Source organism: Planctomycetota bacterium, assembly GCA_016207825.1.
Taxonomy (GTDB): Bacteria; Planctomycetota; MHYJ01; order JACQXL01; family JACQZI01; genus JACQZI01.
The window spans coordinates 18,085-41,778 of the sequence record JACQZI010000017.1 but is presented as its reverse complement, the minus strand read 5'-3'; the positions used below and the strand labels follow the sequence as shown (position 1 = coordinate 41,778).

Sequence of the window (23,694 nt, the reverse complement as noted above, 5' to 3'; positions counted from 1 at the left end):
TGAAAAGCGGGGGAATTTGTTGTTTTAAGAGGGGAGGCGTATTATCTTTATAGTTATGTATGTATATTTTCTTGACCGCACGCCGTATTAATTTATAATAAAGAAAATTATGAAGGCATTGATATTAGGAGCCGGATACGGCGTTAGATTATACCCGCTAACCCAAAATATGCCCAAGCCATTACTGGCAATTGCCGGCAAACCGGTGATTAACTGGACGATTGAACGCCTGAATAAAATCAAAGAGATTAAGGAATTGTTTATCGTGGTTAACCAGCGGTTTTATCCGAATTACGAGAGGTGGGTAAAAGAATTTAAAGGTCCAAAGAAAATTACGGTGGTTAACGACGGTACGACTTCTCCTGATGACAGGTTAGGTGCAATCAAGGATATCCGTTTTGTGATTGAACAGGAGAAGATAAACGATGACCTTTTGATTGTGGCAGGAGATAATCTTTTTGATTTCGCGCTGAAACCGCTCGTGGATTTTTATAAAAAGAAAGGGCCTTGTATTGCGTTAATTAATCTTAAAAAACTTGACGAAAAGCTTCTTTCCCAGTATGGTATTGCTACTTTAAATAAAGCCAAACAAATAGTTGAATTTGAAGAAAAGCCGCCTGTTCCCAAAAGCACATTAGCGGCTGTTTGTTTGTATATTTTTTCCAGGGATAGGTTAGGGTTAATAAACGATTATTTGGATTGCTGTTATAACCCGGATGCGCCCGGTTATTATATCCAATGGCTTTATAAGCAAACTGCTCTTTTTGGTTGTGAAATGAAGGGTAAATGGTTTGACATAGGCGATATTGATTCCTATAATAAGGCGAATGAGTATTTCGCTAAAAAAGTCAAACGTCATCATACGTCTTTAACGTTAGCGTGAAAATATAAATTTTATGGCGAAAATAAAAGGAAAATCGTTAATCGGCTTGGATATCGGGAGTAAATGCGTTAAGGCCGTTGAGCTTGTCAGCGGAGAAGGCGTTTATACCATTACCGGTTATGCCGTTGAAGATATACCGGCCGGAGCCGATTTGAAGGAATTCCTGAAAAGCCTGTTCCAAAAAGCGGGGTTTAGTTCAAAGAAAGTGGTAACGGCAGTTTCCGGAAGGCCGGTTATCGTTCGTTATATCACAATGCCGGAAATGTCTGATGAAGAATTGCCTAATGCCATAAAATATGAAGCCAGCAAGTATATTCCTTTTGAAGCAAATGAAGTTGTGCTCGATTGCCAGCGCATGGATTTGCCTGCTCCGGCAAGCGCAGAAGCGCCGCCGGCGGATTCTGCAAACAAAGAGATGAAGGTGGTTTTGGTGGCTTCCAAACGGACTTTGATTGAAGACCACCTGGCTATTTTGGAAGGAGCTGGGCTATGGCCGTATATTATTGATATAGATACTTTTGCTCTTGGCAACGCTTACGAGCTTCACCAGATGCTGGCGGCTAATCAAGGTAAGGTCGAGGATAATAAGACAATAGCTTTGATTGATATCGGGACCATTAAGTCGTCGTTGAATATTATGTCAGGTCCTGTTTCCTGTTTTACACGTGAGATAACCATTGCCGGGAATGATTTCACGGAGGCAATAAGCAAAAGAACCGGATTGCAGTCTGCTCAGGCCGACGAACTTAAATGCAACCCGGCTGATAAAATAGAAGATATTAAAGATGCAACAGCTTCTTTGGTGGATGATTTGATTCACGAAGTGCATTTATCTTTTGATTACTTTGAGCACCAGTTTGAAAAACCAATAGACATGGTTTATCTTTCCGGAGGAAGCGGCCGTTTGGTTGGGTTGGAAGATGCTTTTGAAAAGAACCTGGAGAAACGTCCGATTTGGTGGAATCCATTGGAGTATTTGGCGGTTGATGAAGAAAAGCTTACGAAAGAAGATATCGGGCGGCATGCTTCCCGTTTGGCTATAGCAATAGGGTTGGCTTCCCGCGTAAAACCGAAATAAGCATATGTTAAAAATAAACCTGATTCCGTTTGAACGAAGGCGTAAAGAACGAACACCATTACCACGGTTCGTTGGTATTATTATAGCCGTGGTAGTATGTCTAGGCGTTTTAGGTTGGGATGTCAAAACCATGATGGATACCAAGAAAGTAAAACAGGATATTACAGAGAAGAACGTAGAATTGGCTAAAGTAGAAGCAATTTTAAATCAGATTCCAGCTTTAGAGCAGAAAAAAAATGACTTAAAGAAGTGGAAAGAAGCTGCGGAAAAGATTACAAAATCACGCGTTTTCAAATGGTGGCATGCAATTGATACGCTTTTTGATGTGTTGCACGAAAATCAGACTGTTTGGGTGACGAGTTTTGAATGCGCCGATAAAGCAATCGGTGGAACCAGGACAAAAAAAGCTATTGAAGCCATGATAAAAATGAATTGCCAGGCAGTGGCCCCGGACGAAAGTAAAAATCCTATCATAATTATGACAGATTTCCGCCGCAGGCTGAAAAACACCCCGGAATTAATAGATATTTTTAATGGCGGTATAAATGAAGAGTTGACGTTTAAACTTAACGCAACGGATGCGAAAGAAGACTGGATAGCTGATTTCCAGATAGAGCTGTATCGTTTACCCGTTACAGGAACCAAGTAAGATGAGATTGTCAGAAAAACAGTTGTTGTTTGTTACGCTCGGCGTGGCCGGGGTTGTTGCTGTTACCCTGGCGGTATTGGGGATATTCGTTTTTCGGAAGAATCTCAGCCAGGCGCGTACCGAACTGGCAGGCATAGAAACAAAGCTAAAGACGGCGTCAGAACAACTTCCGAAAAAACAAGAACTGGAAAACGACATAGTAAAGCTTGAAGAAGAAAACAAGGAGCTTCAAAAACAACTGCCGACTAAAAACGAGGTTGCTTACGAAGTGTTTGTCGAGACATTGACCGGGTTAAGCGATAGCGTGAATGTTGTTTTAAAAACAGCATCTATTACTCAAAGCAGCGGCGGGCGTGGATCAGCTGCTCCGGTAACCGCGGATTTCGAGCAGATTTCTTATGATTTACAGCTTGAAGGTAAATTATTTGATTTGATTAAATTTATTTCTCTACTGGAAGAATATCCTCGTTTTATTAAAGTAAGCAGTTTTTCTTTCAGGCCGATAAAAATGGGGGATGCTTTGAAAACAGGCGAAATTATTCATGAGCTGACTATTAAAATAACCACTTACGTAAATTCAGCTAAATAGTATGAGAACTAAAATTGATTTAATATATGTTTTTATGCATCGTTCCTTAATGATGATTGTTTTAATCGTCATGATTACGGGAATATTGTTTGTTCAAAATGTTAATGTTTGGGGGCAATCAGGAAAAGAGGAAACTGCTAAGCCGGAACAGGAGCCGGTTACAAAAGAGATTTGGTATATGATAACAGATTCTAAGGGGTTGCAGATTGGGTTTGGCCATACCACATGGACCAGTGTAACTGTTAAAGAAGCTCCTGCATGGAAAATAGTGGCTGAAGTGGCGCCGACCAGAACAGGGATTAATCTACCAATACAGCGCAAGATTAAAACCATATATATCAGGCAGGATAATCTTTCTTTTATAGAGGCCACCAGACAGGTTGGCAGGGATATGGAAAAAGACCTTGTTATAAACGCCGAGGAAGATAAAATTGTTTTTAAATATTTGCTGACAAGCAATAAGACTTATGTAACAGAAAAACCGATTCCCGCAGGGGGGATTTATGATTTTGAATGCATCGGTAGGCTTATTAAACAGCCACCTGACCCGACAAGAAATTTGACCGAAGGGGTCTCTATAATTTTCGAAGGGCGTATCGCTTCTCCTCTGGCTGAATTAAAGGTTAAATTAGTCGGTAAGATTACCGAGATTGTCATGGGGAAGGAGACCGAAGGTCATCTTGTGGAATGCCAATATACGGACGCCGCAATTAAACCGAACACCTTTAAAATAATAATAGACAGGGAAGGCTATATCGTGAAATTCACGAATGATTATATGGTTATGACAATGGTTTCGAAAGAAGAAGCGCGCTCAAAGAAGAGGACGGTTTTTGACGTAAACGGACGGATAGATCCGTTTATCCCGCGCCATACGCCTAAAGGTGCTAAGAAAGCTCCTTACTTGGATTTTTTAGGGGATAATAAAGGAGAAGGCCCCGCAGGGTCAGACGGAAATCCGGGAGATGATTTAGAATGGTTAAAAAAAGTCGATAGTGCTAAGGACTCATTAAGTAAAATGGAAAAAATGATAGCGGATGAAACAATGAAGCCGGAAACCAAAGAAAAAGAACTCTCCGATAAGTATTTGGAAATCCGCGCCATTTACGAGGCTCTTAATAAGACAGATAAAACAGATTTTAAACAACAAATGGATGAGGTCGTAAAAAGGCTTGAAGAGATTTTCCCGATTAAGCAATTGCTTTACGAGCGCGCCAAAGACTTGCGCGATAACGCAGCCGCTATTTTGGCGGATATTAAAAAAGACCTTAATGCTGCAATAGAAAAAAACCTCTTCGGAAAACTCGAAGAGAAATTAAAGACCCTCAAAGAATATTGTGCACGGGAAGAAATCAAGGGCACGGAATATGAGCAAAAAATAATGGAATTGGCTATAGAAGTTGAAGGTTTTAATAATCGGGCAAAGATAATCAACGAGTTTTATACGGTAAAGGGAATAAAGATTGATGGCGTCTTGTTTTATGAGAAGCGAGATATCGTTGCTTTAAAATCACCATTTAAAATAAGTATTTTCGGGCTACGGTTTAACGACGTGTTTGCTTTTACGCAGGAAACGCCGGTCGCCTCTGTTTTAATTAACGGGAATTATTACGGTGAAAATGAAAAGGTTGAGGAAGGCCTTATCGTAAAGAAGATTACTAAGGATAAAAAAGTCATATTTTCTTATAAAGGGGAAGAATTGGTCTTAAAATAAGGTAATTAACTTTAACTTATATGAAAAGGAGGCTCAAAATGGCAAAGCGATATCTTATAGTTTTACTTTCGTTCGGATTGGTCATGTCCTTTTGCGGAATAGGTGTATCGGATGAACCGGTCGTAACGCCACAACCGCCGAAAGCCGATGAGGTTAAACAAGATGTTTCCATACAGGAGATGGTCATTACCAACGAATGGAATAAAGATACTCCTTTAAGGGATATACTTACATTCATATCTGAAAAAATAGGCGTAACTATAATTGCTGATATCACAGTGGATAATTCTGTGGTTATAAACCAGCAATTGGCTGTTAACAAATTGCCTTGGCGCGATGTTTTAAATGAGGCGGTTCGTTTGAGCGATTGCATTGTCGAAGAAGTCAAATTGAATTATTTTCAGATTAAGAGAGCCGTTTGGGTTGACATGGAAATCACCAGTGATGCTCCGGAAAAAAGACAAATGGATAAAATTATTAACCGTATTGCCGATATGGCCGGAGTAAGTATTATTATAGCGAGGGATGTTGAAGGCGTAACCGTGCCTAAATTCAAATTTTCTAAAGTGCCGTGGATGGAAGCGTTGGAATATGTCTGTAAAACGTCCGGTTTCGTGGTGGTTAAAGAGGCGCATAATGTTTACAGGATAATCCGTCAGGAAGCCTTGACTTCACAACTGGAAACCCGCATCTTCCAGTTGCAATATTTGCGGCCTCCTACAGATTACCGTGCAACTATAAGCGTTACATACGCATTAGGCAGCGCGCAAAAACCCGACCCGGCTAAGGAATTTACCGTACTCGAAATACTTCAAAATATGCTTTCCCCGAATGGCATGCTTAAATATGACGGAAAAACTAATAGTATTATCGCCAAGGATACCAAACCTGCTTTGGATGAAATGGAAAAAATGGTAAAACAGCTGGATATTGAACCGTTACAAATAATGTTTATGGTTAACTTTGTCAATACTTCAAACGAGGATTTGCTTAAATTCGGTATAGATTATACAACCACCGGTGAAACAGACGGATGGAAAATCACATCCGTTCCTAAATCAACAAGCTCCGGTTCAGCGGTTGATAAAACACGCCTTACGCGAGCTCCATTTGGGGTTGGTGGTGAGCTAGAAGCTGGGTCAACTGGTACTTATAAGGCCGGTGAATTTGCCATGGGCTTTTTGAGCACTTTTGATTTAACATCCACTTTGAGGATATTTTCAAAAGATGCTTTTTCAAAGTTGGAGCAACGTCCTTTTATTATGACGCTTGATGGAAAAGAATCGACGATTTGGGTTGGCGAAAAAATTCATTATCCGGAAGTTACCGTTACTGAGGCAACGGCAGGTGGCGCTACTTCACAGGTGACTATTAAAGAAGCAAGTAAATCTCCTGCTGAGCAAGGGTTCCAGCTTTTGGTGGTTCCCAATATAATTAGAGGGACAGGGAAAATAATGCTGACCATAATACCCAAAAATACGGTTCTTACCGGAGCTAAAGCGACTACTCCTCAGGGATTTGACACTTTCACCGTTACTACGGCCGGAACTGCTAACTCAATTGATTTACCGAGGATACAGGAGTCAACTTTGGTGACACATTTAATTGTGCAGGATAATCAAACTGCAGTAATCGGTGGGTTGTCTACGGAGCGTTTGGGTAAAACCATAACTAAAATCCCCTTGCTTGGTGATATTCCTGTATTGGGTGATTTCCTCTTTAAGTATACGAATGATTCCATCCGCAAATCATATTTGCTTATTTTCTTAACCCCCCGTATTATTCGCAATGCCGAAGAAAGCCAGAAGGCGTTAGCCAGCGAGCTTGAAGAAGTAAAAAAAGCAGAGGAGGGAATGAACCCGGATAAGGAATAATAGGGATAGGAATTCGGTTTAAACAACTGTTGCTCTTGTAGGTATTACCTAATGCTTTTCTAGCAGAGTGATTGAGCTTTTGCTTGACAATCCTTTTTTATCATCGTAAAATATCTTAATGAATCGGTTTGTTATACAAGTCCGTTTTACCAAACACGGCCAGTCTCGTTTTCTTTCCCATCGTGAGTTAATGACGGCAATTCAAAGAGCAGTCAGGCGTGGTAACATACCTGTAAAAATGTCAGAAGGCTTTAACCCGCGTCCCAGAATTTCTTTCCCGACTGCTTTGAGCTTGGGTATTGAGTCTAACGATGAGGTGATTTATATGATTCTTTCTGAATGGATTACGCCAAACGATGTTATCAAAAAATTCCAGGCACAACTTCCCTCGGGCATAAAGATTATTGAAGTTGAACCGGTTTTATCTACTGTTTTACCCAAGGTTGAAGAGGTTGAATATCATATCATTTTTAATTCGTATAAAGACAGTCCTGATGAACACCAAATCGCTAGGTTTATGGAGCAGAAACAGGTGTTGATTCAACGCACCCGCAAGGAAAAAGTTCAGCTTAAGGATGTTAAGAAATTTATTACAAATGTTCGTAAATTAAACGACCAGACTCTGTTCTTGGGCGTTAAGTTTACGCCAGAAGGTTCGGTTTCTCCGGAAGAAGTTCTTGAGTCTTTCGGTGTGAAGTTAAGCTCGGCTTATGTGCGTAAAATAAAAACAATTCTTAACAGTGCCAGTGTATGAATAAAAGCGTTTATATAACACAAAAAATCCCGGAATGCGGTTTGGCGATCCTTAAAAAGAACCGTTTTAATATTGAGATTAAATCTGAAAAGCAACCGGTCTCGAAAAGGGAATTACTGGAAAGGGTCAGAAACAAAGACGGGTTAATATGTCTCCTTGGGGATAATATTGATAAAGATATTATAAATGCCGGTAGTAACCTTAAAATTATCGCTACTTATTCTGTCGGGTATGATAATATAGATGTTTCTTATGCTTCTAAACGGGGGATAATGGTTACAAATACGCCGGGTGTTTTGACTGATGCCACGGCGGAATTAACATGGGCACTTATTTTTGCCTGCGCCAGGCGGATTGCGGAATCAGATAGGTTTATCCGTAAAAAAGAGAAGTGGTTTTGGCGGCCTGATTTGATGGTAGGAACCGGTTTAAATAATAAAATACTTGGGATTATTGGTGCTGGACGTATCGGACAAGCGGTTGCTTATAAAGCAAAAGGTTTTAATATGGAAATTGTATATACAGATTTATCCCGTAATCGGAAACTTGAGCTTTTAACCGGAGCGAAGAAAAGCAGTCTTCACACTGTTTTAAGTAAATCTGATTTTATAACTTTACATACGCCTCTTATGCAGGAAACTAAACATCTGATTTCTTCAAACGAATTTGCATTGATGAAGCCGAGCGCATATCTGGTCAATACCTCACGTGGGGCTGTTGTAAATGAAAAGGCGTTGGTGGTGGCTTTAAAATCAGGTCAAATAGCCGGTGCCGGTTTAGATGTATACGAAAATGAGCCAAAAGTCAATCCTGCTTTATTGAAACTGGATAACGTTGTTTTATTGCCCCATATCGGCAGTGCTACAAAAGAGGCCAGGGATAAGATGGCCACTATGGTTGCCGAAAATGTTGTAATCGCGCTTTCCGGAAAACAACCGCCTAATTTAGTAAATCATTAACAAGGCAAACAAAAAGCGTTTTTATGTATAGCAGAATTCATGAAGTTGTATTGGTTTTATCGGCGGCGATTGTTCTTTCAACGGTTTACGCAGTTCGATATTATCGAAAACCTATTCCTCCGTTTTATTTTGATTTACCCCAAAAATACTTTTTGATTAATATAAATAAAGCCGGGCGGGATGTTCTCGAATTATTGCCGCGGATTGGGCCGGGTATCGCCGGGGAAATAGAAAATATGCGTGTGGGAAAAGGCGGTTTTACTGAATTAACTAATTTATTGGAGGTAAAAGGGCTTAGCGAGGGCATTCTTAATAAAATAAAAAATAAAATAACAATAAGTGATTAAACTTTTCGCTTACTTATTGTATAAACTATGTATTCTAGAATTATCGTTATATTTTTAATATGTTTGATTCCTCTTATCACTCTTGTCCTAGCGGCGGTATATCATTTTTCCCCTGAATATCAGACTCCTCGTTTTTCCGGTACATTTCCTCCTTTATTAACCGCATTTGCCGGGCTTACCGCGGTATATAGCATGATTTTACTGGTTCTCCTGGCTATTTCTAATATCAAAAATAAGGATGCATCGGATAAAATAAAATCAGTTGAAAAAAACAATGCTGATTTAATAAAGCAAAACCATGGTTTTCAAGCAAAGATAGACCTTTTATCTGCCACGCGGGAAATCAGCTTAATCCTTAACGAGGATGTTGAATTTGAGATAATCCTTACTAAATCTATGGAAATTATCACCCAATTAAGCAGTTCATATGGGGAAACCGATGCGGTTACTGTTTTCTTGAAATCAGGGCGAGATGATAAATTAATCCCTGTTGCTAAAAGGGAAAAAGGGGTTACTTATTTTGAAAAAGAATTAAACCGCCAGAATGTCAATAACAAAAATGTCAAAGAGTCTTTTGAGCATCAAAGGCTGTTCCTTTCCGTAACAGGGGATGAATTTGATTTTAGCCTGCCTTTAGTAGCTGACCGAGAGGCTGTCGGTGTAGTTAAGGTTAAAACCATATTGGAAGGCGATGCCGAGGAACGCACAAGAAAAGTCGGGCAAATCCAGATAAACCTTATGGAATTTGCCAAGATAATTTCTTTGGCCATTAAAACACCTACTCTTTACAGCCGTACCATCACGGATTCTCTTACCGGATTATTTAGTAAGCGGCATTTTTTCGCTCAAATACAAACCTACTTTGAGTTAAGCCGCAGGCATAAAACTCCTTTTTCTTTGCTTATGATAGATATAGATCATTTTAAGTCAGTAAATGATACCTACGGACACCCTGTTGGCGATCTTGTTTTACGTGAGATAACCAAGCTGATAGAGAAAAATCTCCGGAAAACATCGTCAGCTTATCGTTATGGCGGTGAAGAAATTGCCATTATTTTACCGAATACAGATCTCAAAGGAGCTATACAAGCTGCCGAACGGGTGCGTAAAAAAGTGGAAAGTTATAGAATAATAATACAAGAAGGTTCTAAAATTGAAGTTACCATCAGCCTCGGTGTCAGTGAATACAATGACCATATGGAAGATGTTGCCCATCTTATCAGCCGGGCAGACAAGTCGTTGTATCAGGCAAAACAAACAGGCAGAAACAAAGTCTGTAGCATTTAAAGATACTTTTTGAGAAATAACCGGAGTTCCTTTTTAAAGGGCAAATAAAATAAGGGAAAACCAGAAAATACTTGAAATTATTTTAATAAAGATGTATTTTATTACCATCATCAATGCATCTTATTAGAAAGGAGAAGTATATGCATAATAAGGGCTTATACGTATTGATTGGAATCCTTATCGGGATAATTATCGTTCTAGCCTTGGCGAAGCTTCCCCTTCAGCCTCTTTATGCCGTAGACCCCGCTAATTCGGCTAATGGGGCCAGTGATGGGTTTATCGCACTGACAACTAATACAGTGAAAACGCAGGCAACTATTTTGTGGCTGGTCGATGCGAAAAACTCTAATCTTTTGATTTATGAATTTGCCGGTGACAGCACTATAAAACTAAAGGCTTTTAGGGATATTTCTTTCGATTTAGATATCCCGAATGGTTATTTTGGATTCCAGATGTCAAAAGGCGATTCTCCTCTTGAAATAAGACAGGGATATAAGAGAATTGAAAAAGAATTGCAAAGGCAGATTGACGAATTGCTGAAGAACGAAAAATAAATTATGACTCCGGAAAAAGAAGAGTTTTATTCGTTTGACGACGTCCTTAAAGAGCTGAAATTAAACGAGGAAGACCTGAAGAAAATAGTTTCAGAAGGCGATTTACGGGCATTTCGCCAGGATGACCAGATTAAATTCCGTAAGGAAGATATTGAAAGTTTCCGCAAAGGTAAATTTTATTCTTTTGATGATGTCCTTGACGAGCTGAAGTTGAGCGAGGATGAGCTTAACCGGATGGTTTCCGAAGGTGAAATCCAGGCGTTCAAAGAAGCCGATAGGGTCCACTTCAAAAAAGAAGATATTGACAGCATAAAAAAGGGTAAAATTACTGAGCCTACCGTGATTTTGCCTCCTGACGACCTTCTTAAAGCTGGCAGCGGTAAGGAAGAAACATTTCTGGAAGAAGATACTTCCAGTATTACAGAAGAGCTTCCTTTCGGTGATACTGATATAACAATTCCATCGCTTGAAGACGAAAAAATCAGCCTTGAAGGCGATGAAAGCAGTAACGTTACCGCTCCCTTAAAGGATACTGAAGGAACGTTTATCGAAGAAACAGTGGAGGACGAACAAGCCACGATTGCGGAGGAATTTGCCGAAACCGTTGCGGAAAAACCGGTCGAGTTTAAAGCGCCGCCTCCACCTCCTTCAGCCGCCGCGCTCCGGCCTTCCAGGCGTTACGCCCCTGCGGTTGATGCGCCGACAGTAAGGCCAAAGGTTCATCCGGCTTTTGTAATAATATTAGTGCTCTCTTTCGTTTTTTTGATGTTTGTCGGGTCGTTTTTGGGCGATATAATAAGCATATCATCCGGCAGGACGGATTTGCCCGTTGGGGTTACCCGGGACTTAGGCCAAATAGTGATTGATCTTTTTGGAATTAAAGATGAGTCCGGGACGCCCATTGATATGAAGAATTATAAACCGTGAATAAGATATTAAAATATAAGAAAGGAGGCCAGGGTATGGCAAAATCAGTGAGGATGGTGGTTGTTATTATGTTGATTGTAGGAATGGTCTGGATTGCCGGCGGATGCGTTTCCTTGGGAAAATACAAGAAGATGGAAAATAAATATCGCGCCGAGATAGAAGCTTTAAATAACCAGCGCAATGCCTTGAAAGATGCTAAGGAAGATATTGAAAAGAAGAATTACGACCTTAGCCAGGAGCTAGGGATCGCTAAAGGCGAAAACGCTGCTTTAACAAAAAAATGGAAAGCTGAACAGATGGCCCGGGCAAGATTACTTGAAGGAATTGGCAGCAAACTAAGAGGAATCGAAGGCATTGAAATAACCCCGGGTGGAATTGAAATTCAAGGGGAAGTCCTTTTTGATTCTGGTAAGGTTACACTTAAAGAAAGCGGCAAGGAAATACTTGGCCGTGTTGCCGAAGTATTCAAACAGCATCCTGATTATATCATTCGCGTAGACGGCCATACGGATACAGACCCGATTGATAAATCCGCAGGGGAGTGGAAAACCCGTTCTAATTTTGAGTTAGGTGCTTATAGGGCATTAAAGGTGCTTTTGTATTTCCAGGAACAAGGCATTGATCCGGCGAAGATGTTCCTATGCAGCTTCGGCGAACACCAACCCAAGAGTGAGAAAAAAGCCGAAAACAGGCGGGTTGTCATAGGTTTTATGCCCGTTGAATCGAAAGAAGCTCCTGAAGCGACGGACGAAAAAATAAGAAAATAGGTTTATATATATAACGGTCATTCCTTTACTTGAGAACCCGGTATGGGCAAGGTGTTTCCGGAATTGCCGATAATTCCATCCCATCCGGCTCGCATTTGACATCTTATTAATAACACCGAGCATAACATGAGAGTGCTTTTAGCCGAAGATGACAAAGGTATCCGCGTAACATTAGGCGATGCCATAAAAGAAAAAGGTTATGACCTTACCGTTGCACCGGACGGCAATCGCGCTCTGGAGTTGCTTTCCCAGCAGGACTTTGATTGCGTCCTTTTGGATATTAAACTGCCTGGCGTGGACGGGATGACAATCTTGCAGAAAACCACCGTTGCCAAGCCTGATTTGCCCATCATTATCATTACCGGGTTCGGCACGGTTGATTCCGCCATAGTTGCCCTCAAAAGCGGGGCTTATGATTATCTCGAAAAGCCTTTCTATAATGAAAAAGTCCTCCTGATTCTGGAACGTATCAGGCAGCAGAATAAAATCCGCCAGGAATACCTGAAGCTCAAAGAGGAAAAACAGCATTACGAAAACCTGGTCGGCAAAAGCCATAAAATGAAGGAGGTTTTTCAGTTGATTGAAAGCGTTGCCAAAAGCGATGCAAGCGTCTTGATCCAGGGGGAAAGCGGAACCGGCAAGGAACTGGTTGCCGAAGCCATCCATACCCAAAGCCTGAGAAAAGACGCGCCGTTGGTGAAAATAAGCTGTGCAGTATTCCCGGAAAACCTGATAGAAGCGGAACTGTTCGGGCACGAAAAAGGCGCTTTTACCGATGCCAAATCACAGAAAATCGGCCGGTTCGAAATGGCTGATAAAGGCACCATTTTCCTCGATGATATCGACGATATGTCTCCACGTACCCAAGTCAAGTTGTTGCGCGTGCTTCAGGAGCACGAATTCGAGCGTATCGGCGGTACGGCTACCATAAAAGTTGATATCAGAATCCTTGTTGCGACGAAGGATGACCTCCTTAAAAAAGTCAAGGACGGCTCTTTCCGGGAGGATTTATATTATCGTTTGAATGTCGTCAATATAAAAATACCGCCCTTGCGTGAAAGAGAGTCTGATATCCAGCTTTTGATGGACCATTTCATAAAAAAGTACGGCAAGGGGAAAGAGTATAAAGTTGATCCTGAAACCCTTTTTGCCTTGCAAAACTATAATTGGCCGGGCAATGTCCGGGAGCTGGAAAACGCCGTGGAACGCGCCGTGACCCTGGCCGGCGACAGCCTTGTTTTGAAAAAGGAGCATCTTATAAAGCCTCAACCGGTGCAGCCTGCCGAGTCGGATTCGCCCCAAATGCCTGACCAGTTTATCAGCCTGGTTGAATATCTTAACCAGGCGGAAGTGGCCTATCTTAAGCGCCTTAATGAGTTTACCAAGGGCAATAAAACCGAAATGGCCGGTATTCTCCAAATCAGCCGGAAGAACCTTTGGGAAAAATTAAAGAAATACGGTTTAGAATAGAAAACTTTGACACTCAACAAGTTTTGTGCTATATTGTCTACCGTCCAAAAATAAAGGAATGACGGCTTATGAAAAAAAGGAGCGCTCCTGAATTATACGAGGTCTTAAAAAGGGGAAACGTTGATATCAGGAAACCTTCGCTTAAAGAAGAAGATGCTGTTAAAGAAGACAGCACGGCGAAAAGCTCAGATTCCAATGTTGTGCCTCTTGTAACGCTTACCCCAATTCCGGAAAGGGTTTATCCTAAGCTTAAAAGTTCCTTTGTAAAAAAGCCTGGATCCCCGCAAAATAAAGAGTTTAAGCTTTCGTATAATGCGGTCTTTTTCGGCATTTTAATCGGTATCATCATACTGGCGATTGTGTTTATTATGGGGCGTGAAAGCAGCCCTTCAAAAGACACATCTTCTTCCGGTACGGTTGAGCCTGCCGTTACAGACGGGCAAACGTCTACGGCGGATACAGTCAGGGCAGCACCTGCCCCGGCTCCGGCTCCTGCCGCCACTCAGCAAAAATGGATGATAGAAGTGGTTTCTTACGATAATACTACCGTCGGCAAATATTCGGCCGACCGTATGTTAAAGCTCTTACAAAATAAGCAGATTACAAATTCCTCGGTTGACCGGAACCACCGGGATTCTTCCCAAATCAGTGTGTATATAGGGCCGTATGGTTCAAGGTCAGAGGCCGAAGAAGCTTTCAAATCCATAAAAAACGCTAATCGCGATATCAGAGTATTTTCCATAAGCGAAGTTGTTCAGATTAGGAGGTAAAAATGACGATTCACAAAAGTCTGGTATTATCAGGCAAACTTAAAAGGCATCGTAATGTGCTTTCACGGGCCGAACGCCTGGCTTATTTAGGCAAAGAAGGCAAGTGGAAAGAAGCCAATTCGGTTTTCGGTTTGATGAAAGTAAAGAATATCAAGCCCAAAGCCAAGAAAGCTGCTAAGAAGGAAGAAGCTGCCGCCGCTGCTCCGGGCGCCGTCCCTGTTGCGGGTGCCGCTCCTGCTGCCGCAGGTGCTCCGGCTAAAGCAGGTGCCGTCCCGGCCAAAGGCGCTGCTCCGGCTGCCGCCGCTCCCAAAGCGGGCGCAAAAGACAAGCCGGCTGCTAAGAAGTAGTTCAGGATTGGAAATAGCAGTTTCTTACGAACGTTTCAGGCGCACCCGTGTGGGCTCCTGTTTTTCCATTACCTCAAATTGAATACGCTTTAAGACTTTACCGCGGCTGTTGACTATATCAACGTGCCCCTTACCGCCTGCATTGGTGTTGAATCGGTATGGGCACCATGTTATGAAACGGTCGCTTAGGATTACCTGCCAGTTGCTGGTTACCACCGTGCCGTTGAAATACCACAGATACCTGATTTTTTCGCCCTTCGCTTCCAATACCCTTGCCCAGCAGAAAATGCGTTCGATATCAGGCGGAATCTGGCGTATCGCGCCGACCGGAGACATATCATCCACGTTAACGCAAATCAACGCCTTTTCTACGGTAATCATTTTGGCGTTTCCCTCGGTGTTTACACGGTTTCTGGTGTTTATTAATTCTATCGAGTCGCTGGAGTTCTTCATGGCTTGCCGGTCTATATTTACCTCTTCGCCCTTAGCGACGGGATGTCCGCTTCCCATGATAAAGGAAAAGGTTAATATGATGACAATCACCCCGGCAATGCCGAATAATATCCTGTGGCGGCTAAAATATTCGGAAACAATCTTCTCAAATACCTGTTTCATAATAAGCAGTATTTTATAAAGTAAGTTGTAATCCGTGTGCGCGATAGCGCGGAACTACTATATTATTTCGGTTGACCGGGGATGAAAACTGAAGCGATAATTTCTGGTTGCCCCGACCCCATCTGTAAAACGCCGCTATTTTGCGGGATTGGATGGAGGATTGGCGTCTCTAAACACCCTTATCGCCTTTTGGGGCGACGCCGGGCAGACATTCTCGCATGTCCCGCATCCGATGCACATTTCATCTATTACCCAGGGATACTGAAGCCCGTCCTTTTCTATATTCTTAATTGCTTTATCCGGGACCGGGCAATATTCCTCGCAAACCAGGCAGTTTATACAGATATCCTCATATGTTTTTGCCGTGCCGATTTTCCATTTCTTCTTTTCAGCTAACGGCATGTTTTTAATAGCGCCGGTCGGGCAGGCTTGTCCGCATAAGTTACATTCATAACCGCAGTAGCCTATAATCGGAATAATGACCGGGGAAAACATCCCGTAAATACCGCCTTCGAACATCAACGGTTGTATTGCGTTATAAGGGCAAACCTTCATGCACTCTCCACAACGGACGCATTTGACGAGGAATTTTTCCTCATCCGGATTCGCTCCGGGCGGCCTCAGTATCGGTAATACAGGATTTTCTTCCTTCTTCTTTAAAAGGCTGTATTTAAGAAGCGGGAACGATAATATCCCCAGCATCCCGCTTATCAAAAATCCTCTTCTTGAAGGCAGGATAGAAACCGTTTTTACTTTAGCCGCCTTCTTTATAAACAATTGGTCCTTCGGGCATCCGTTAACGCAGGTGTAACAATGTATGCACTCTTCATCCAGCGCCTCTAATTCCTTACTCCGCGCCCCCATCTTGCAGGTGCGGACGCACAGCTTGCACTCGTTGCAATCCTCTCCCGTATGCGTGCGCACCAGCCGCCATTTGGAAAGCAATCCAAGCAATGCCCCCAAAGGGCAAAGGTTCCTGCACCAGAAGCGTCTCTCAAGCATGCTTAATAATAAGATAACTGCCAGGGTAATCGCGAATACCGCTGAGTATTTGAATAACACCTCATTGCGGTCAAAAATGCCAATATCAATCAGGCTTGAAACGGTGGTTCTGTCCAGGCCTACTTTGGTTCCTGCCCAGTCCAGTGCCGAATATATGAAAAGCCCGTATCCTTTAAAGGCAATCGAAATCGGGTCGAGCCAGCCGATGGCATTCACCCCGAAAACCGCGCCCGTTAATAAGATAACGAGTATCGCGTATTTTACCTTCCGCCAGCCCAGCCACATAACAATCCGCTTCTTGCGCCACCACAGGAATACTTTGTCAAACCAGTCAATCGTCGCGCCCAATGGGCATATCCATCCGCAAAAGACCCGGCCTAAAAGAACGGTGATAATGATTACAACCAATGCCGCGATAAACTTGATTACCAAAGCCCTTCCGGCTATTCCGGCTCCGATTGCTACCAATGGGTCGCTCGTAAAGAATAGGTTAACCGGTATCCACGAGGCAAGCGGGCTGACCGTCCGGAAAATGAGATAAATAAAGAGGCTGAAGAAAATAAACTGGCTGATACGGCGTAGTATTATCATGAAATGCTCGAAAGACAGCTATTTAACAGCTTATTAAACCTTTTTCTCAAGGATTTTCAGTTTAGTAATATCCGCTTCGCCCAGGCCTCTTTCAGCGGCTTCTTTTATGTATGGGATATCTTCCCAAGTAAGCTCTTTTTTGGAGCCTTCGCTGAAAGGCTTTAAGCCTGCGGTGTAGGAATCTACCGCCACGATATCCACTCCGGCGATAATCTTTCCGCAGAAACGCACGTCTTTTAAATCCCCTCCTATCGGCCCGTGCGCCACCAGGACGTTAAAGGCGTCCATAATATTAAGGTGCGGCTTTGTTACGGAAAGTATATCCGTCAGTTTCGTCCCGATTTCCTTATGCAGTTCTCCGCGGTTGCCGCCGACCACGCCCATCAGGTTCTTTATCCCCAGCGTTAAGCGCGAAATGCCGTGGTGCTTGGCTATCGGCACGTTGATAAAAACATTGCTTTCCAGAACCTCTTTTACCACGTCGCATGATTTTAATATCTTGCCTTTGGGTATTTTAACCTCCTGGTAAAAGCTGGCGTCTTTTTCTATGATAAATACTTCCGCGCCTGCCTTCTTGGCAACTTCTTCTATCTCCGTGATTTTGTAGCATCTCCGGGCATCGTTGCAGGTCCGGTCAAAGACTTTGACCTTCTTGGCGCCGGCGGCCAGCGCTTCTTCGATAACGGCGGCGACCACTTTCGGATTGGTCGTGGCGGCGAATTCCGGTTTCCTTTCCCAGGCGATATTAGGCTTAACCAGGACGACATCGCCTTTCTTGACGAATTTCTTCATCCCGCCCAAAAGCGCCAAGGCTTCTTTTACCATTACGCCGGGGTTAGTCTTATCGGATTCGGTTGAGCAGATCGCCAAGATTTTCTCTATCGGAACTTCTTTCTCATCCTCTTTTTTCTTCTTATCATCCTCTCCATGGGAAAGAATGGGGAAAAGCGAAGGCGCCATCAAGCCCGCCCCGCCGATAATGAGCGCGTTCTTCAGGAAATCACGCCTGGAGATGGAAGTCTTTTTATTCTTCATAATAGTAAGTCCTTTACTGATTAAATGAATATATATTAAAATATAATAAACCATTTAATAAAGCGGAAGGCAATAAAAAAGAATTAGCCCGAGAAAAGAATCAGGGGTGTTGGCTTGCCAACACCCCTGTTCTTTACCGATTCGGATTTAGACCTGGCTCACCCGGAGCGTAGCGACGTCCCGACCGAAGTGTCGGGATGGCTACACTTGTGAAACCTGGATTTCCAGGAACAAACGGTTACCCTGCTTGATAAAATCAAGCCTGGATAATCCTCCGGTGGCAAAAGATTCAAGACCCAGCGAAGGGTCGATGAACTTCTGCACCAGCGCGTTTGTCTGGTCGTTCTCCTTGTCGATAACCGGATGGGAGAGCCCGGATTTGATAATCCGGATTCCCGCCTGGATGAGCCGTTCGGTCAGGGCCGCCTTGAACGCCGACCGGTCGGAAGTCTTGCAGACCTTGAAGGGTCCGCCTTCCAGCACCTTGTCGTCAGCTCTCAGCCAATCCATAACCCGAAGGTCATTCACGAGCCAGTGCGGGGCGATTGCCGCCGCGCCGCGTCCCGTTACCCTTGTTCCGCCGAAGATGAGCGTGCGCCGGGCCATTCCCGCCAAGAAGTTTTCCTTGGCCTTTTCCACCTTCTCTTTGAACCGCTTGGCAGCGACCCCGTCCACGGTTTCAAAGGCGTGTTCAAGTCCCCGGACGAACTTCTCGTAGGAATCCCGCAGGTTTGCCACCTGGCCGTTCAGGATATCGCCACTTTCGTCTCCGCTTCTGGAAACGAAACCGGGATTCACATAACCCGCGTAACCCGTGCTTGATGGACCGGATAACCTTTCCTGGAACTTGCCGCTGTCCGGAATTCTGGCTAAAATGTTCTGGTAGATACGAAGCGCATTGGCTTTCATGCCTTCCAGCCACTTTTCGCCCATATCCGCCGGCGTATCCAGTGGCCAGCCGATCATCAGCATCGCGTGACTTTTAATTGTACTCATTTTATTCACCTCCAATCGAAATGTAGCGCCAGTTGGCCGGCAAAACGTCCCGTGGCGTCATACGTCCTGAATCCTGTGCTTGGCGCCAAACACATGACACCTGACGCGCAACGCTATCACAGACACCTCCGTTTTGCTGATACGGCCATCTGACTGATTCTTTATTTAATCCGTTTTTCATATTTCTTTCTTTCTCTTTCCATAACCTAACCCGGAAAAACCCAGAATGTGACATCCAAAAATCGGAATTCCTGTAAAATTCATGATATTCTTATTTCCCCCTCTATCTATAAGGCGTTTGACCCCCCACCCTTTTGACAGGAAAAATCATTTTCTTGGTAAAATTTTTCATATTTTCATATCCCCTTGCATAGTCTATTGACAAAAAAGGCTAAATGTGACATAAAATCTTATAAATCCCCTAAAATTTATCATATTTTCTTACTCTTAGCCTCATAGCCTTTTAGCCTTCCTCACTATCTCTCCCTCTATAATCAAATTAGAAAGTATGGGGGGTGGTTATATGGAAAAATTATTTTTCCTTGAAGATTTTTACGATTTCCATGCGGTGAATCCTTAGTGGTTCGCCGTCTTCCTTCACCCTTCTTATGGCAAAACCACAACGCTTTTTATGGTGAATTTATGCGTCGGACTGCCTAACTCCATATTTACAAGAATGTTATGAAGTCACCGGGTTGTATCTCCTTGTTTTATAAGAAATTGGGGCGATTTTCCACCTCTCTGACCACTACCCCCCATCCCCACCCTCCCTATGGGGTATTTCTACGGTAGGGAGGGGCGGTCTGTATGGTGGGGATGGTTATTCCGCAGGGCGGGGAGCAGTGTTTCGTACGGCATGGAGTAACCCTCTATTGGGCGGGGATGGATGGTTTATACGGTATGGATAGACCCTTCATACGGCAGGGAGTAACCGTCCATAGGGAGGAGTGGAGATTTTAAAACGGAATTTTACAAAAATAGGGCAGTAAGAATTAATTTAAGATTTTGTAGCATTATTAGGGGTAGTTATAGGTGGAAAGTGTTTTTAGACAAGCTCCACCTTACTTAATTCCCGCTAAATCCGTTTAATCCCGTTGTATATTCACTGCTAACCGTCCATGTTCGGTTTAAATGAACGATTCTGCTTCTTCAACGAATGCAATTTCTTATCCTGAAGCATCTTATCTTTGGCGCGCCTTGAGCGCCGGCGTTTTTGTCGCCGTATCTTTTCCCTCCGCTGCTCTTCCTTGCTCGCCTTGCCCAGAATCATATTCTCGATCTTATCAGCCAGAATACGCCTTGCCAGGAAGCGGTTAAGCGCCTGGGAGCGCTCCTGCTGACACTTGACCTCTATCCCGGTAGGTAAGTGCTTTAGGTAGACACAAGTCGCCACCTTGTTGACATTCTGCCCTCCATGGCCCCCTGAGCGGATGAATTGCTCCTCTAAATCGGCTTCCTTGATTCCCAGCCGCGCCATGCGGTCAAGCAAGGCCTTTTCCTTGAACGGACTGATGTTAAAAATACTCATCTTTCTCTGTTTACTGACAACTGTCCACTAACTACTATTTACTGAACGGTTTTTCCTTCTTAAAGTCCGGCAGATAGTTATCCGCGCTGGTTAAAGACTGCACCAAACAGTTTTCCATCCCCAACTTCTCCGCGTAATCCACCACCTCTTCATATTCCCGGTTCGTAATCCGCCGGTTAAGTGTCGGGTGTGTCTCGCCTTTGTAACACGGATGATACTGCGACATAATGCCGACACAGGTATCCGGAGATAATTCCTTAGAGATAAAATCAAGAGAGGCAAAGCTCCCGGCCAGCCTTTCCGGCAGGACCAGATGCCTGATGATTAATCCCCTGATGGCAATGCCATTTTCATCAACCGTCAAATTCCCAACCTGTCTATACATTTCCTTTAACGCGGGCCTGTTGTGTTTGACATAATCGGAAACCCCGGAACATAACTTTGCCGATTCTTCATCGCTGTGTTTTATGTCAGGGAGGTAGATATCCACAATCCCGTCAAGGAGATTGAGCGTTTCAACGGTATCGTATCCGTTGGTGTTATAGACAATCGGTATCTTTAATCCCTGTCCGCAGGCAATCGATAACGCCTCCAGAACTTGAGGGAGAAAGTGGGTTGGTGTAACCAGGTTGATATTATGGCATCCGAGGTCTTGCAGGTGAATCATCTTCTTTGCCAAATCATCAATGGTTATAGGTTTCCCTTCATAAAGGTGGCTTATCTGGTAATTCTGGCAGAAGAGGCAGCGCATATTGCATCCGGTAAAGAATATTGTCCCAGATCCTTTAACTCCAGATATAGGCGGTTCTTCCCCATAATGAGGTCCGGCTGAGGATATGACCACATCAACTCCACTCTTGCATATACCTTTGTTGCCTTTAGTCCTATCTGTTTTGCAATCGCGCGGGCATAAGGTGCATTCTTTTAAGATTTCTTTGGCTTGGCTGACGCGTTTTGCTAGTTCGCCCGAATTGAACAACTTAAAATAGCTTGACATGTTTACTTATCCACGAGGTTTTTCAATCCGATGAGCGCCGCGCCTAATGCGCCGGTTAACTGCGGTTCGGGCGGGACCAGGACGGGTTTATTCAGCATGGTGCTGAAAATGGATATCATGATATCATTATAGGCCACCACGCCGCCGGTCAGGACGATTTCTCCTTCCAGCGTATCCATTTCAATGACTCTTTTTGCCACGGCCAGGAATACGCCGCGGATGATATCTTCCTTTTTCTCTCCGGCGCGTATTTTGGCGAGTATTTCCGTCGCGGTAAAGACCGTGCAAAAGCTTCCGATTTCCACATCTTTGGTTGACTCCCGCGCAATCTCATTCAATTCCGATACCGTTACGTCTATTTTAAATGCGATTTCTTCGATAAAGGCGCCTGTTCCTGCCGCGCATTTGCGGTTCATCTTGAAATTCGTGACCAAACCCTTTTCGTCAACCTTGATGATTTTATTATCCTGCCCGCCGATATCTATCACGGTTATGGCTCTTGGAAAATAGTGGTAAGCGCCTACGGCATGGCAGGTGATTTCCGTGATGGTGCGGTCGGCATAAGTGACGTTGTTCCTGCCGAATCCGGTGGCGGCAATCAGGCTGATATCACTGGGTTTAAGCCTTGAGGTGTGGAGCAATTCGTGATAAGCAGTCTGGCTGGCTTCTGTTAAGTCTATGCCTGTTTTGTGGATGTGTGAGGCAATAATCTTTTTTGCCGGGTCGATTATCACCGCCTTGGTGGCTGAAGCGCCGATATCTATTCCAACGATGAACATAATTACTCCTGTTTATCTATTTTAAGGATTTTTTCTTCCCTGGTGATATTCAAATACGTATCCCCGTAGGGGTTATATTCATAACCACCGGTCAGTTCTGGCGGGTGTTTGGTGCCGACCACGAAGCTTTTTACCGGTTCTATCTGGGTGTCGCTTTCCCATCCGTTCCAGGAATTGATTAGGATAATATTCAGGTTCGGGTCGATATGCTTTTTAGCCAGCCGGAAATAAGCACGGTAAAAAGAACCTTCTTCCTGGTTTGCCACGGAAACCAGGCGCGGGATGATATAATGTGTTTCTTGGAACTTCAGCCTTTCCGCTTCCGGCACGCCGCGGTCGTTAAAGCCGGGCATGACTGCAGGGATAAAGCCTTTGCTTAGAGTTTGCGCTGACTTTTTATAAGAGGCGAAAACTTCGTCCATATCCTTGAGAATCCCGCTTTCTTCCGCATAACCGCTGTAGCGGACCGGGCCATACATGTTATAAGCCGTGACGGCGTCCAGTTCATTGATTCTGGTTTGCTTGGGCTCGTTCCAGAAGACCTCATCGCCGATAAGATAAAGCTCGTCTTCTGTTTTATCCTTGACGAGCGTCCTGATTCTGGAAAACGCCTTATGGTAATCGCCTTTATCGCTTTTCAAAAGCCGTGAGAGGTAAAGGAAAACGACCGGTTTATTATTAATGCGGAAATAATTCGGATGCTTGAAATAAGCCTGGGCTAAATAGATGAAATTGGCGACCATTTGTCCTTCGCAGGTTTGGTCCAAGGCGGTTTCGAAGTTCAGTGTTTTATGGATATACGGGGTCATGTAAGAGATGCAAAATTTAACCGCCGACTTTTCTTTAGTGAGGTTGTCGGAAAAGCTTTTAACGGTGTTATCCGTGGTGGTGCTCTGACCCCACCAGTGCATCAGGAAGAAATTAATCCCTGCTTGGTTTGCCCACAGGAGATGTTGTTTTAAGGTTGTTTCAGCGCGGCAGTCGTAATTGCCCAAAAGGGGCAGTTGTTCCGGGACCAGTTTCTGGCGTAGGTTGTTCTTTCCCGGGTTCATCGGGAAATAATATGCGCCTAGAGTGATGATTTTTGTTTCCCCCTCTTCCGAATTGCCTTTGCCGCATCCGGGCGGGCATGCAACCAGGACGGCTGCGAGGCAAACTAACAACAACCGGTTTATCCACATA

Annotated in this window: 24 protein-coding genes; 16 read left to right on the top strand and 8 right to left on the bottom strand. The window is 43.7% G+C overall.

The window, feature by feature from the left end:
- Window positions 1-109: 109 nt before the first annotated feature.
- The 16 genes from HY811_07245 (at window position 110) to HY811_07170 (ending at window position 14,969) form a co-directional block, all read left to right on the top strand.
- Window positions 110-883 (top strand): nucleotidyltransferase family protein, encoded by a 774-nt coding sequence (locus HY811_07245; GenBank protein ID MBI4834595.1) that lies wholly within the window; start codon window positions 110-112, stop codon window positions 881-883.
- A 13-nt stretch (window positions 884-896) separates the two neighbouring features.
- Window positions 897-1,961, top strand: coding sequence for a type IV pilus assembly protein PilM (pilM, locus tag HY811_07240; GenBank protein MBI4834594.1), 1,065 nt, complete (start codon window positions 897-899; stop codon window positions 1,959-1,961).
- 4 nt (window positions 1,962-1,965) lie between these two features.
- Window positions 1,966-2,610, top strand: coding sequence for a hypothetical protein (locus tag HY811_07235; protein MBI4834593.1), 645 nt, complete (start codon window positions 1,966-1,968; stop codon window positions 2,608-2,610).
- Window position 2,611: 1 nt separating this feature from the next.
- Window positions 2,612-3,199: a hypothetical protein gene (locus HY811_07230; protein MBI4834592.1), complete on the top strand. Its 588-nt coding sequence runs from the start codon at window positions 2,612-2,614 to the stop codon at window positions 3,197-3,199.
- 1 nt (window position 3,200) lies between these two features.
- Window positions 3,201-4,913, top strand: coding sequence for a hypothetical protein (locus HY811_07225; GenBank protein MBI4834591.1), 1,713 nt, complete (start codon window positions 3,201-3,203; stop codon window positions 4,911-4,913).
- 38 nt (window positions 4,914-4,951) lie between these two features.
- Entirely contained in the window at window positions 4,952-6,787 is a 1,836-nt protein-coding gene (locus tag HY811_07220) for a hypothetical protein (GenBank protein ID MBI4834590.1), read from the top strand.
- Window positions 6,788-6,905: 118 nt separating this feature from the next.
- Complete coding sequence (locus HY811_07215; GenBank protein MBI4834589.1) at window positions 6,906-7,541, top strand: DUF2344 domain-containing protein; 636 nt, start codon at window positions 6,906-6,908, stop codon at window positions 7,539-7,541.
- Window positions 7,538-8,500: a D-glycerate dehydrogenase gene (locus tag HY811_07210; protein MBI4834588.1), complete on the top strand. Its 963-nt coding sequence runs from the start codon at window positions 7,538-7,540 to the stop codon at window positions 8,498-8,500. Before HY811_07215 ends, HY811_07210 begins: the two co-directional genes overlap by 4 nt.
- 23 nt (window positions 8,501-8,523) lie before the next feature.
- Complete coding sequence (locus tag HY811_07205; protein ID MBI4834587.1) at window positions 8,524-8,847, top strand: helix-hairpin-helix domain-containing protein; 324 nt, start codon at window positions 8,524-8,526, stop codon at window positions 8,845-8,847.
- 192 nt (window positions 8,848-9,039) lie between these two features.
- Complete coding sequence (locus tag HY811_07200; GenBank protein ID MBI4834586.1) at window positions 9,040-10,134, top strand: GGDEF domain-containing protein; 1,095 nt, start codon at window positions 9,040-9,042, stop codon at window positions 10,132-10,134.
- A 140-nt stretch (window positions 10,135-10,274) separates the two neighbouring features.
- Window positions 10,275-10,688, top strand: a complete 414-nt coding sequence (locus HY811_07195) for a hypothetical protein (GenBank protein ID MBI4834585.1) — start codon at window positions 10,275-10,277, stop codon at window positions 10,686-10,688.
- 3 nt (window positions 10,689-10,691) lie between these two features.
- Complete coding sequence (locus HY811_07190) at window positions 10,692-11,615, top strand: helix-turn-helix domain-containing protein (protein ID MBI4834584.1); 924 nt, start codon at window positions 10,692-10,694, stop codon at window positions 11,613-11,615.
- A 35-nt stretch (window positions 11,616-11,650) separates the two neighbouring features.
- On the top strand, window positions 11,651-12,382 hold the full coding sequence (locus HY811_07185; GenBank protein MBI4834583.1) for an OmpA family protein: 732 nt from the start codon (window positions 11,651-11,653) through the stop codon (window positions 12,380-12,382).
- 126 nt (window positions 12,383-12,508) lie between these two features.
- Window positions 12,509-13,852, top strand: coding sequence for a sigma-54-dependent Fis family transcriptional regulator (locus tag HY811_07180; protein MBI4834582.1), 1,344 nt, complete (start codon window positions 12,509-12,511; stop codon window positions 13,850-13,852).
- Window positions 13,853-13,920: 68 nt separating this feature from the next.
- Complete coding sequence (locus HY811_07175; GenBank protein ID MBI4834581.1) at window positions 13,921-14,622, top strand: SPOR domain-containing protein; 702 nt, start codon at window positions 13,921-13,923, stop codon at window positions 14,620-14,622.
- Window positions 14,623-14,624: 2 nt separating this feature from the next.
- Window positions 14,625-14,969, top strand: coding sequence for a small basic protein (locus HY811_07170; protein MBI4834580.1), 345 nt, complete (start codon window positions 14,625-14,627; stop codon window positions 14,967-14,969).
- A 24-nt stretch (window positions 14,970-14,993) separates the two neighbouring features.
- On the opposite strand, the gene HY811_07165 is transcribed toward HY811_07170, so the two are convergent.
- From HY811_07165 to HY811_07130, 8 genes are all read right to left on the bottom strand, one after another.
- A complete protein-coding gene (locus HY811_07165; protein ID MBI4834579.1) occupies window positions 14,994-15,584 on the bottom strand; it encodes a hypothetical protein in 591 nt (196 codons plus the stop codon).
- Between the two features lie 135 nt (window positions 15,585-15,719).
- A complete protein-coding gene (locus HY811_07160; GenBank protein MBI4834578.1) occupies window positions 15,720-17,177 on the bottom strand; it encodes a 4Fe-4S binding protein in 1,458 nt (485 codons plus the stop codon).
- A 33-nt stretch (window positions 17,178-17,210) separates the two neighbouring features.
- The gene (locus tag HY811_07155) at window positions 17,211-18,212 is read right to left on the bottom strand and encodes a DUF362 domain-containing protein (GenBank protein ID MBI4834577.1); all 1,002 of its coding nucleotides are present in this window, start codon (window positions 18,210-18,212) and stop codon (window positions 17,211-17,213) included.
- 201 nt (window positions 18,213-18,413) lie between these two features.
- The gene (locus HY811_07150) at window positions 18,414-19,208 is read right to left on the bottom strand and encodes a hypothetical protein (protein MBI4834576.1); all 795 of its coding nucleotides are present in this window, start codon (window positions 19,206-19,208) and stop codon (window positions 18,414-18,416) included.
- A gap of 1,108 nt (window positions 19,209-20,316) precedes the next feature.
- Window positions 20,317-20,736, bottom strand: a complete 420-nt coding sequence (locus HY811_07145; GenBank protein ID MBI4834575.1) for a peptide chain release factor-like protein — start codon at window positions 20,734-20,736, stop codon at window positions 20,317-20,319.
- Between the two features lie 34 nt (window positions 20,737-20,770).
- Window positions 20,771-21,733 carry a radical SAM protein gene (locus tag HY811_07140; protein ID MBI4834574.1) on the bottom strand — a complete coding sequence of 321 codons (963 nt, stop codon included), beginning with the start codon at window positions 21,731-21,733 and terminating at the stop codon, window positions 20,771-20,773.
- A 2-nt stretch (window positions 21,734-21,735) separates the two neighbouring features.
- Window positions 21,736-22,512 carry an ATPase gene (locus tag HY811_07135; protein MBI4834573.1) on the bottom strand — a complete coding sequence of 259 codons (777 nt, stop codon included), beginning with the start codon at window positions 22,510-22,512 and terminating at the stop codon, window positions 21,736-21,738.
- A 2-nt stretch (window positions 22,513-22,514) separates the two neighbouring features.
- Entirely contained in the window at window positions 22,515-23,693 is a 1,179-nt protein-coding gene (locus HY811_07130; GenBank protein ID MBI4834572.1) for a glycoside hydrolase family 99-like domain-containing protein, read from the bottom strand.
- Window position 23,694: the final 1 nt, after the last annotated feature.

Bases quoted from the DNA above. Each gene is read 5' to 3' on its own strand.
- HY811_07165 (MBI4834579.1), bottom strand. From the start codon at position 15,584: ATGAAACAGGTATTTGAGAAGATTGTTTCCGAATATTTTAGCCGCCAC.
- HY811_07220 (MBI4834590.1), top strand. From the start codon at position 4,952: ATGGCAAAGCGATATCTTATAGTTTTACTTTCGTTCGGATTGGTCATG.
- HY811_07205 (MBI4834587.1), top strand. From the start codon at position 8,524: ATGTATAGCAGAATTCATGAAGTTGTATTGGTTTTATCGGCGGCGATT.
- HY811_07195 (MBI4834585.1), top strand. From the start codon at position 10,275: ATGCATAATAAGGGCTTATACGTATTGATTGGAATCCTTATCGGGATA.
- HY811_07175 (MBI4834581.1), top strand. From the start codon at position 13,921: ATGAAAAAAAGGAGCGCTCCTGAATTATACGAGGTCTTAAAAAGGGGA.
- HY811_07135 (MBI4834573.1), bottom strand. From the start codon at position 22,512: ATGTTCATCGTTGGAATAGATATCGGCGCTTCAGCCACCAAGGCGGTG.
- HY811_07245 (MBI4834595.1), top strand. From the start codon at position 110: ATGAAGGCATTGATATTAGGAGCCGGATACGGCGTTAGATTATACCCG.
- HY811_07225 (MBI4834591.1), top strand. From the start codon at position 3,201: ATGAGAACTAAAATTGATTTAATATATGTTTTTATGCATCGTTCCTTA.
- HY811_07140 (MBI4834574.1), bottom strand. From the start codon at position 21,733: ATGTCAAGCTATTTTAAGTTGTTCAATTCGGGCGAACTAGCAAAACGC.
- HY811_07215 (MBI4834589.1), top strand. From the start codon at position 6,906: ATGAATCGGTTTGTTATACAAGTCCGTTTTACCAAACACGGCCAGTCT.
- HY811_07170 (MBI4834580.1), top strand. From the start codon at position 14,625: ATGACGATTCACAAAAGTCTGGTATTATCAGGCAAACTTAAAAGGCAT.
- HY811_07180 (MBI4834582.1), top strand. From the start codon at position 12,509: ATGAGAGTGCTTTTAGCCGAAGATGACAAAGGTATCCGCGTAACATTA.
- HY811_07185 (MBI4834583.1), top strand. From the start codon at position 11,651: ATGGCAAAATCAGTGAGGATGGTGGTTGTTATTATGTTGATTGTAGGA.
- HY811_07130 (MBI4834572.1), bottom strand. From the start codon at position 23,693: ATGTGGATAAACCGGTTGTTGTTAGTTTGCCTCGCAGCCGTCCTGGTT.
- HY811_07150 (MBI4834576.1), bottom strand. From the start codon at position 19,208: ATGAGTACAATTAAAAGTCACGCGATGCTGATGATCGGCTGGCCACTG.
- HY811_07210 (MBI4834588.1), top strand. From the start codon at position 7,538: ATGAATAAAAGCGTTTATATAACACAAAAAATCCCGGAATGCGGTTTG.
- HY811_07190 (MBI4834584.1), top strand. From the start codon at position 10,692: ATGACTCCGGAAAAAGAAGAGTTTTATTCGTTTGACGACGTCCTTAAA.
- HY811_07230 (MBI4834592.1), top strand. From the start codon at position 2,612: ATGAGATTGTCAGAAAAACAGTTGTTGTTTGTTACGCTCGGCGTGGCC.
- HY811_07160 (MBI4834578.1), bottom strand. From the start codon at position 17,177: ATGATAATACTACGCCGTATCAGCCAGTTTATTTTCTTCAGCCTCTTT.
- HY811_07235 (MBI4834593.1), top strand. From the start codon at position 1,966: ATGTTAAAAATAAACCTGATTCCGTTTGAACGAAGGCGTAAAGAACGA.
- HY811_07155 (MBI4834577.1), bottom strand. From the start codon at position 18,212: ATGAAGAATAAAAAGACTTCCATCTCCAGGCGTGATTTCCTGAAGAAC.
- HY811_07145 (MBI4834575.1), bottom strand. From the start codon at position 20,736: ATGAGTATTTTTAACATCAGTCCGTTCAAGGAAAAGGCCTTGCTTGAC.
- HY811_07200 (MBI4834586.1), top strand. From the start codon at position 9,040: ATGATTTTACTGGTTCTCCTGGCTATTTCTAATATCAAAAATAAGGAT.
- pilM (MBI4834594.1), top strand. From the start codon at position 897: ATGGCGAAAATAAAAGGAAAATCGTTAATCGGCTTGGATATCGGGAGT.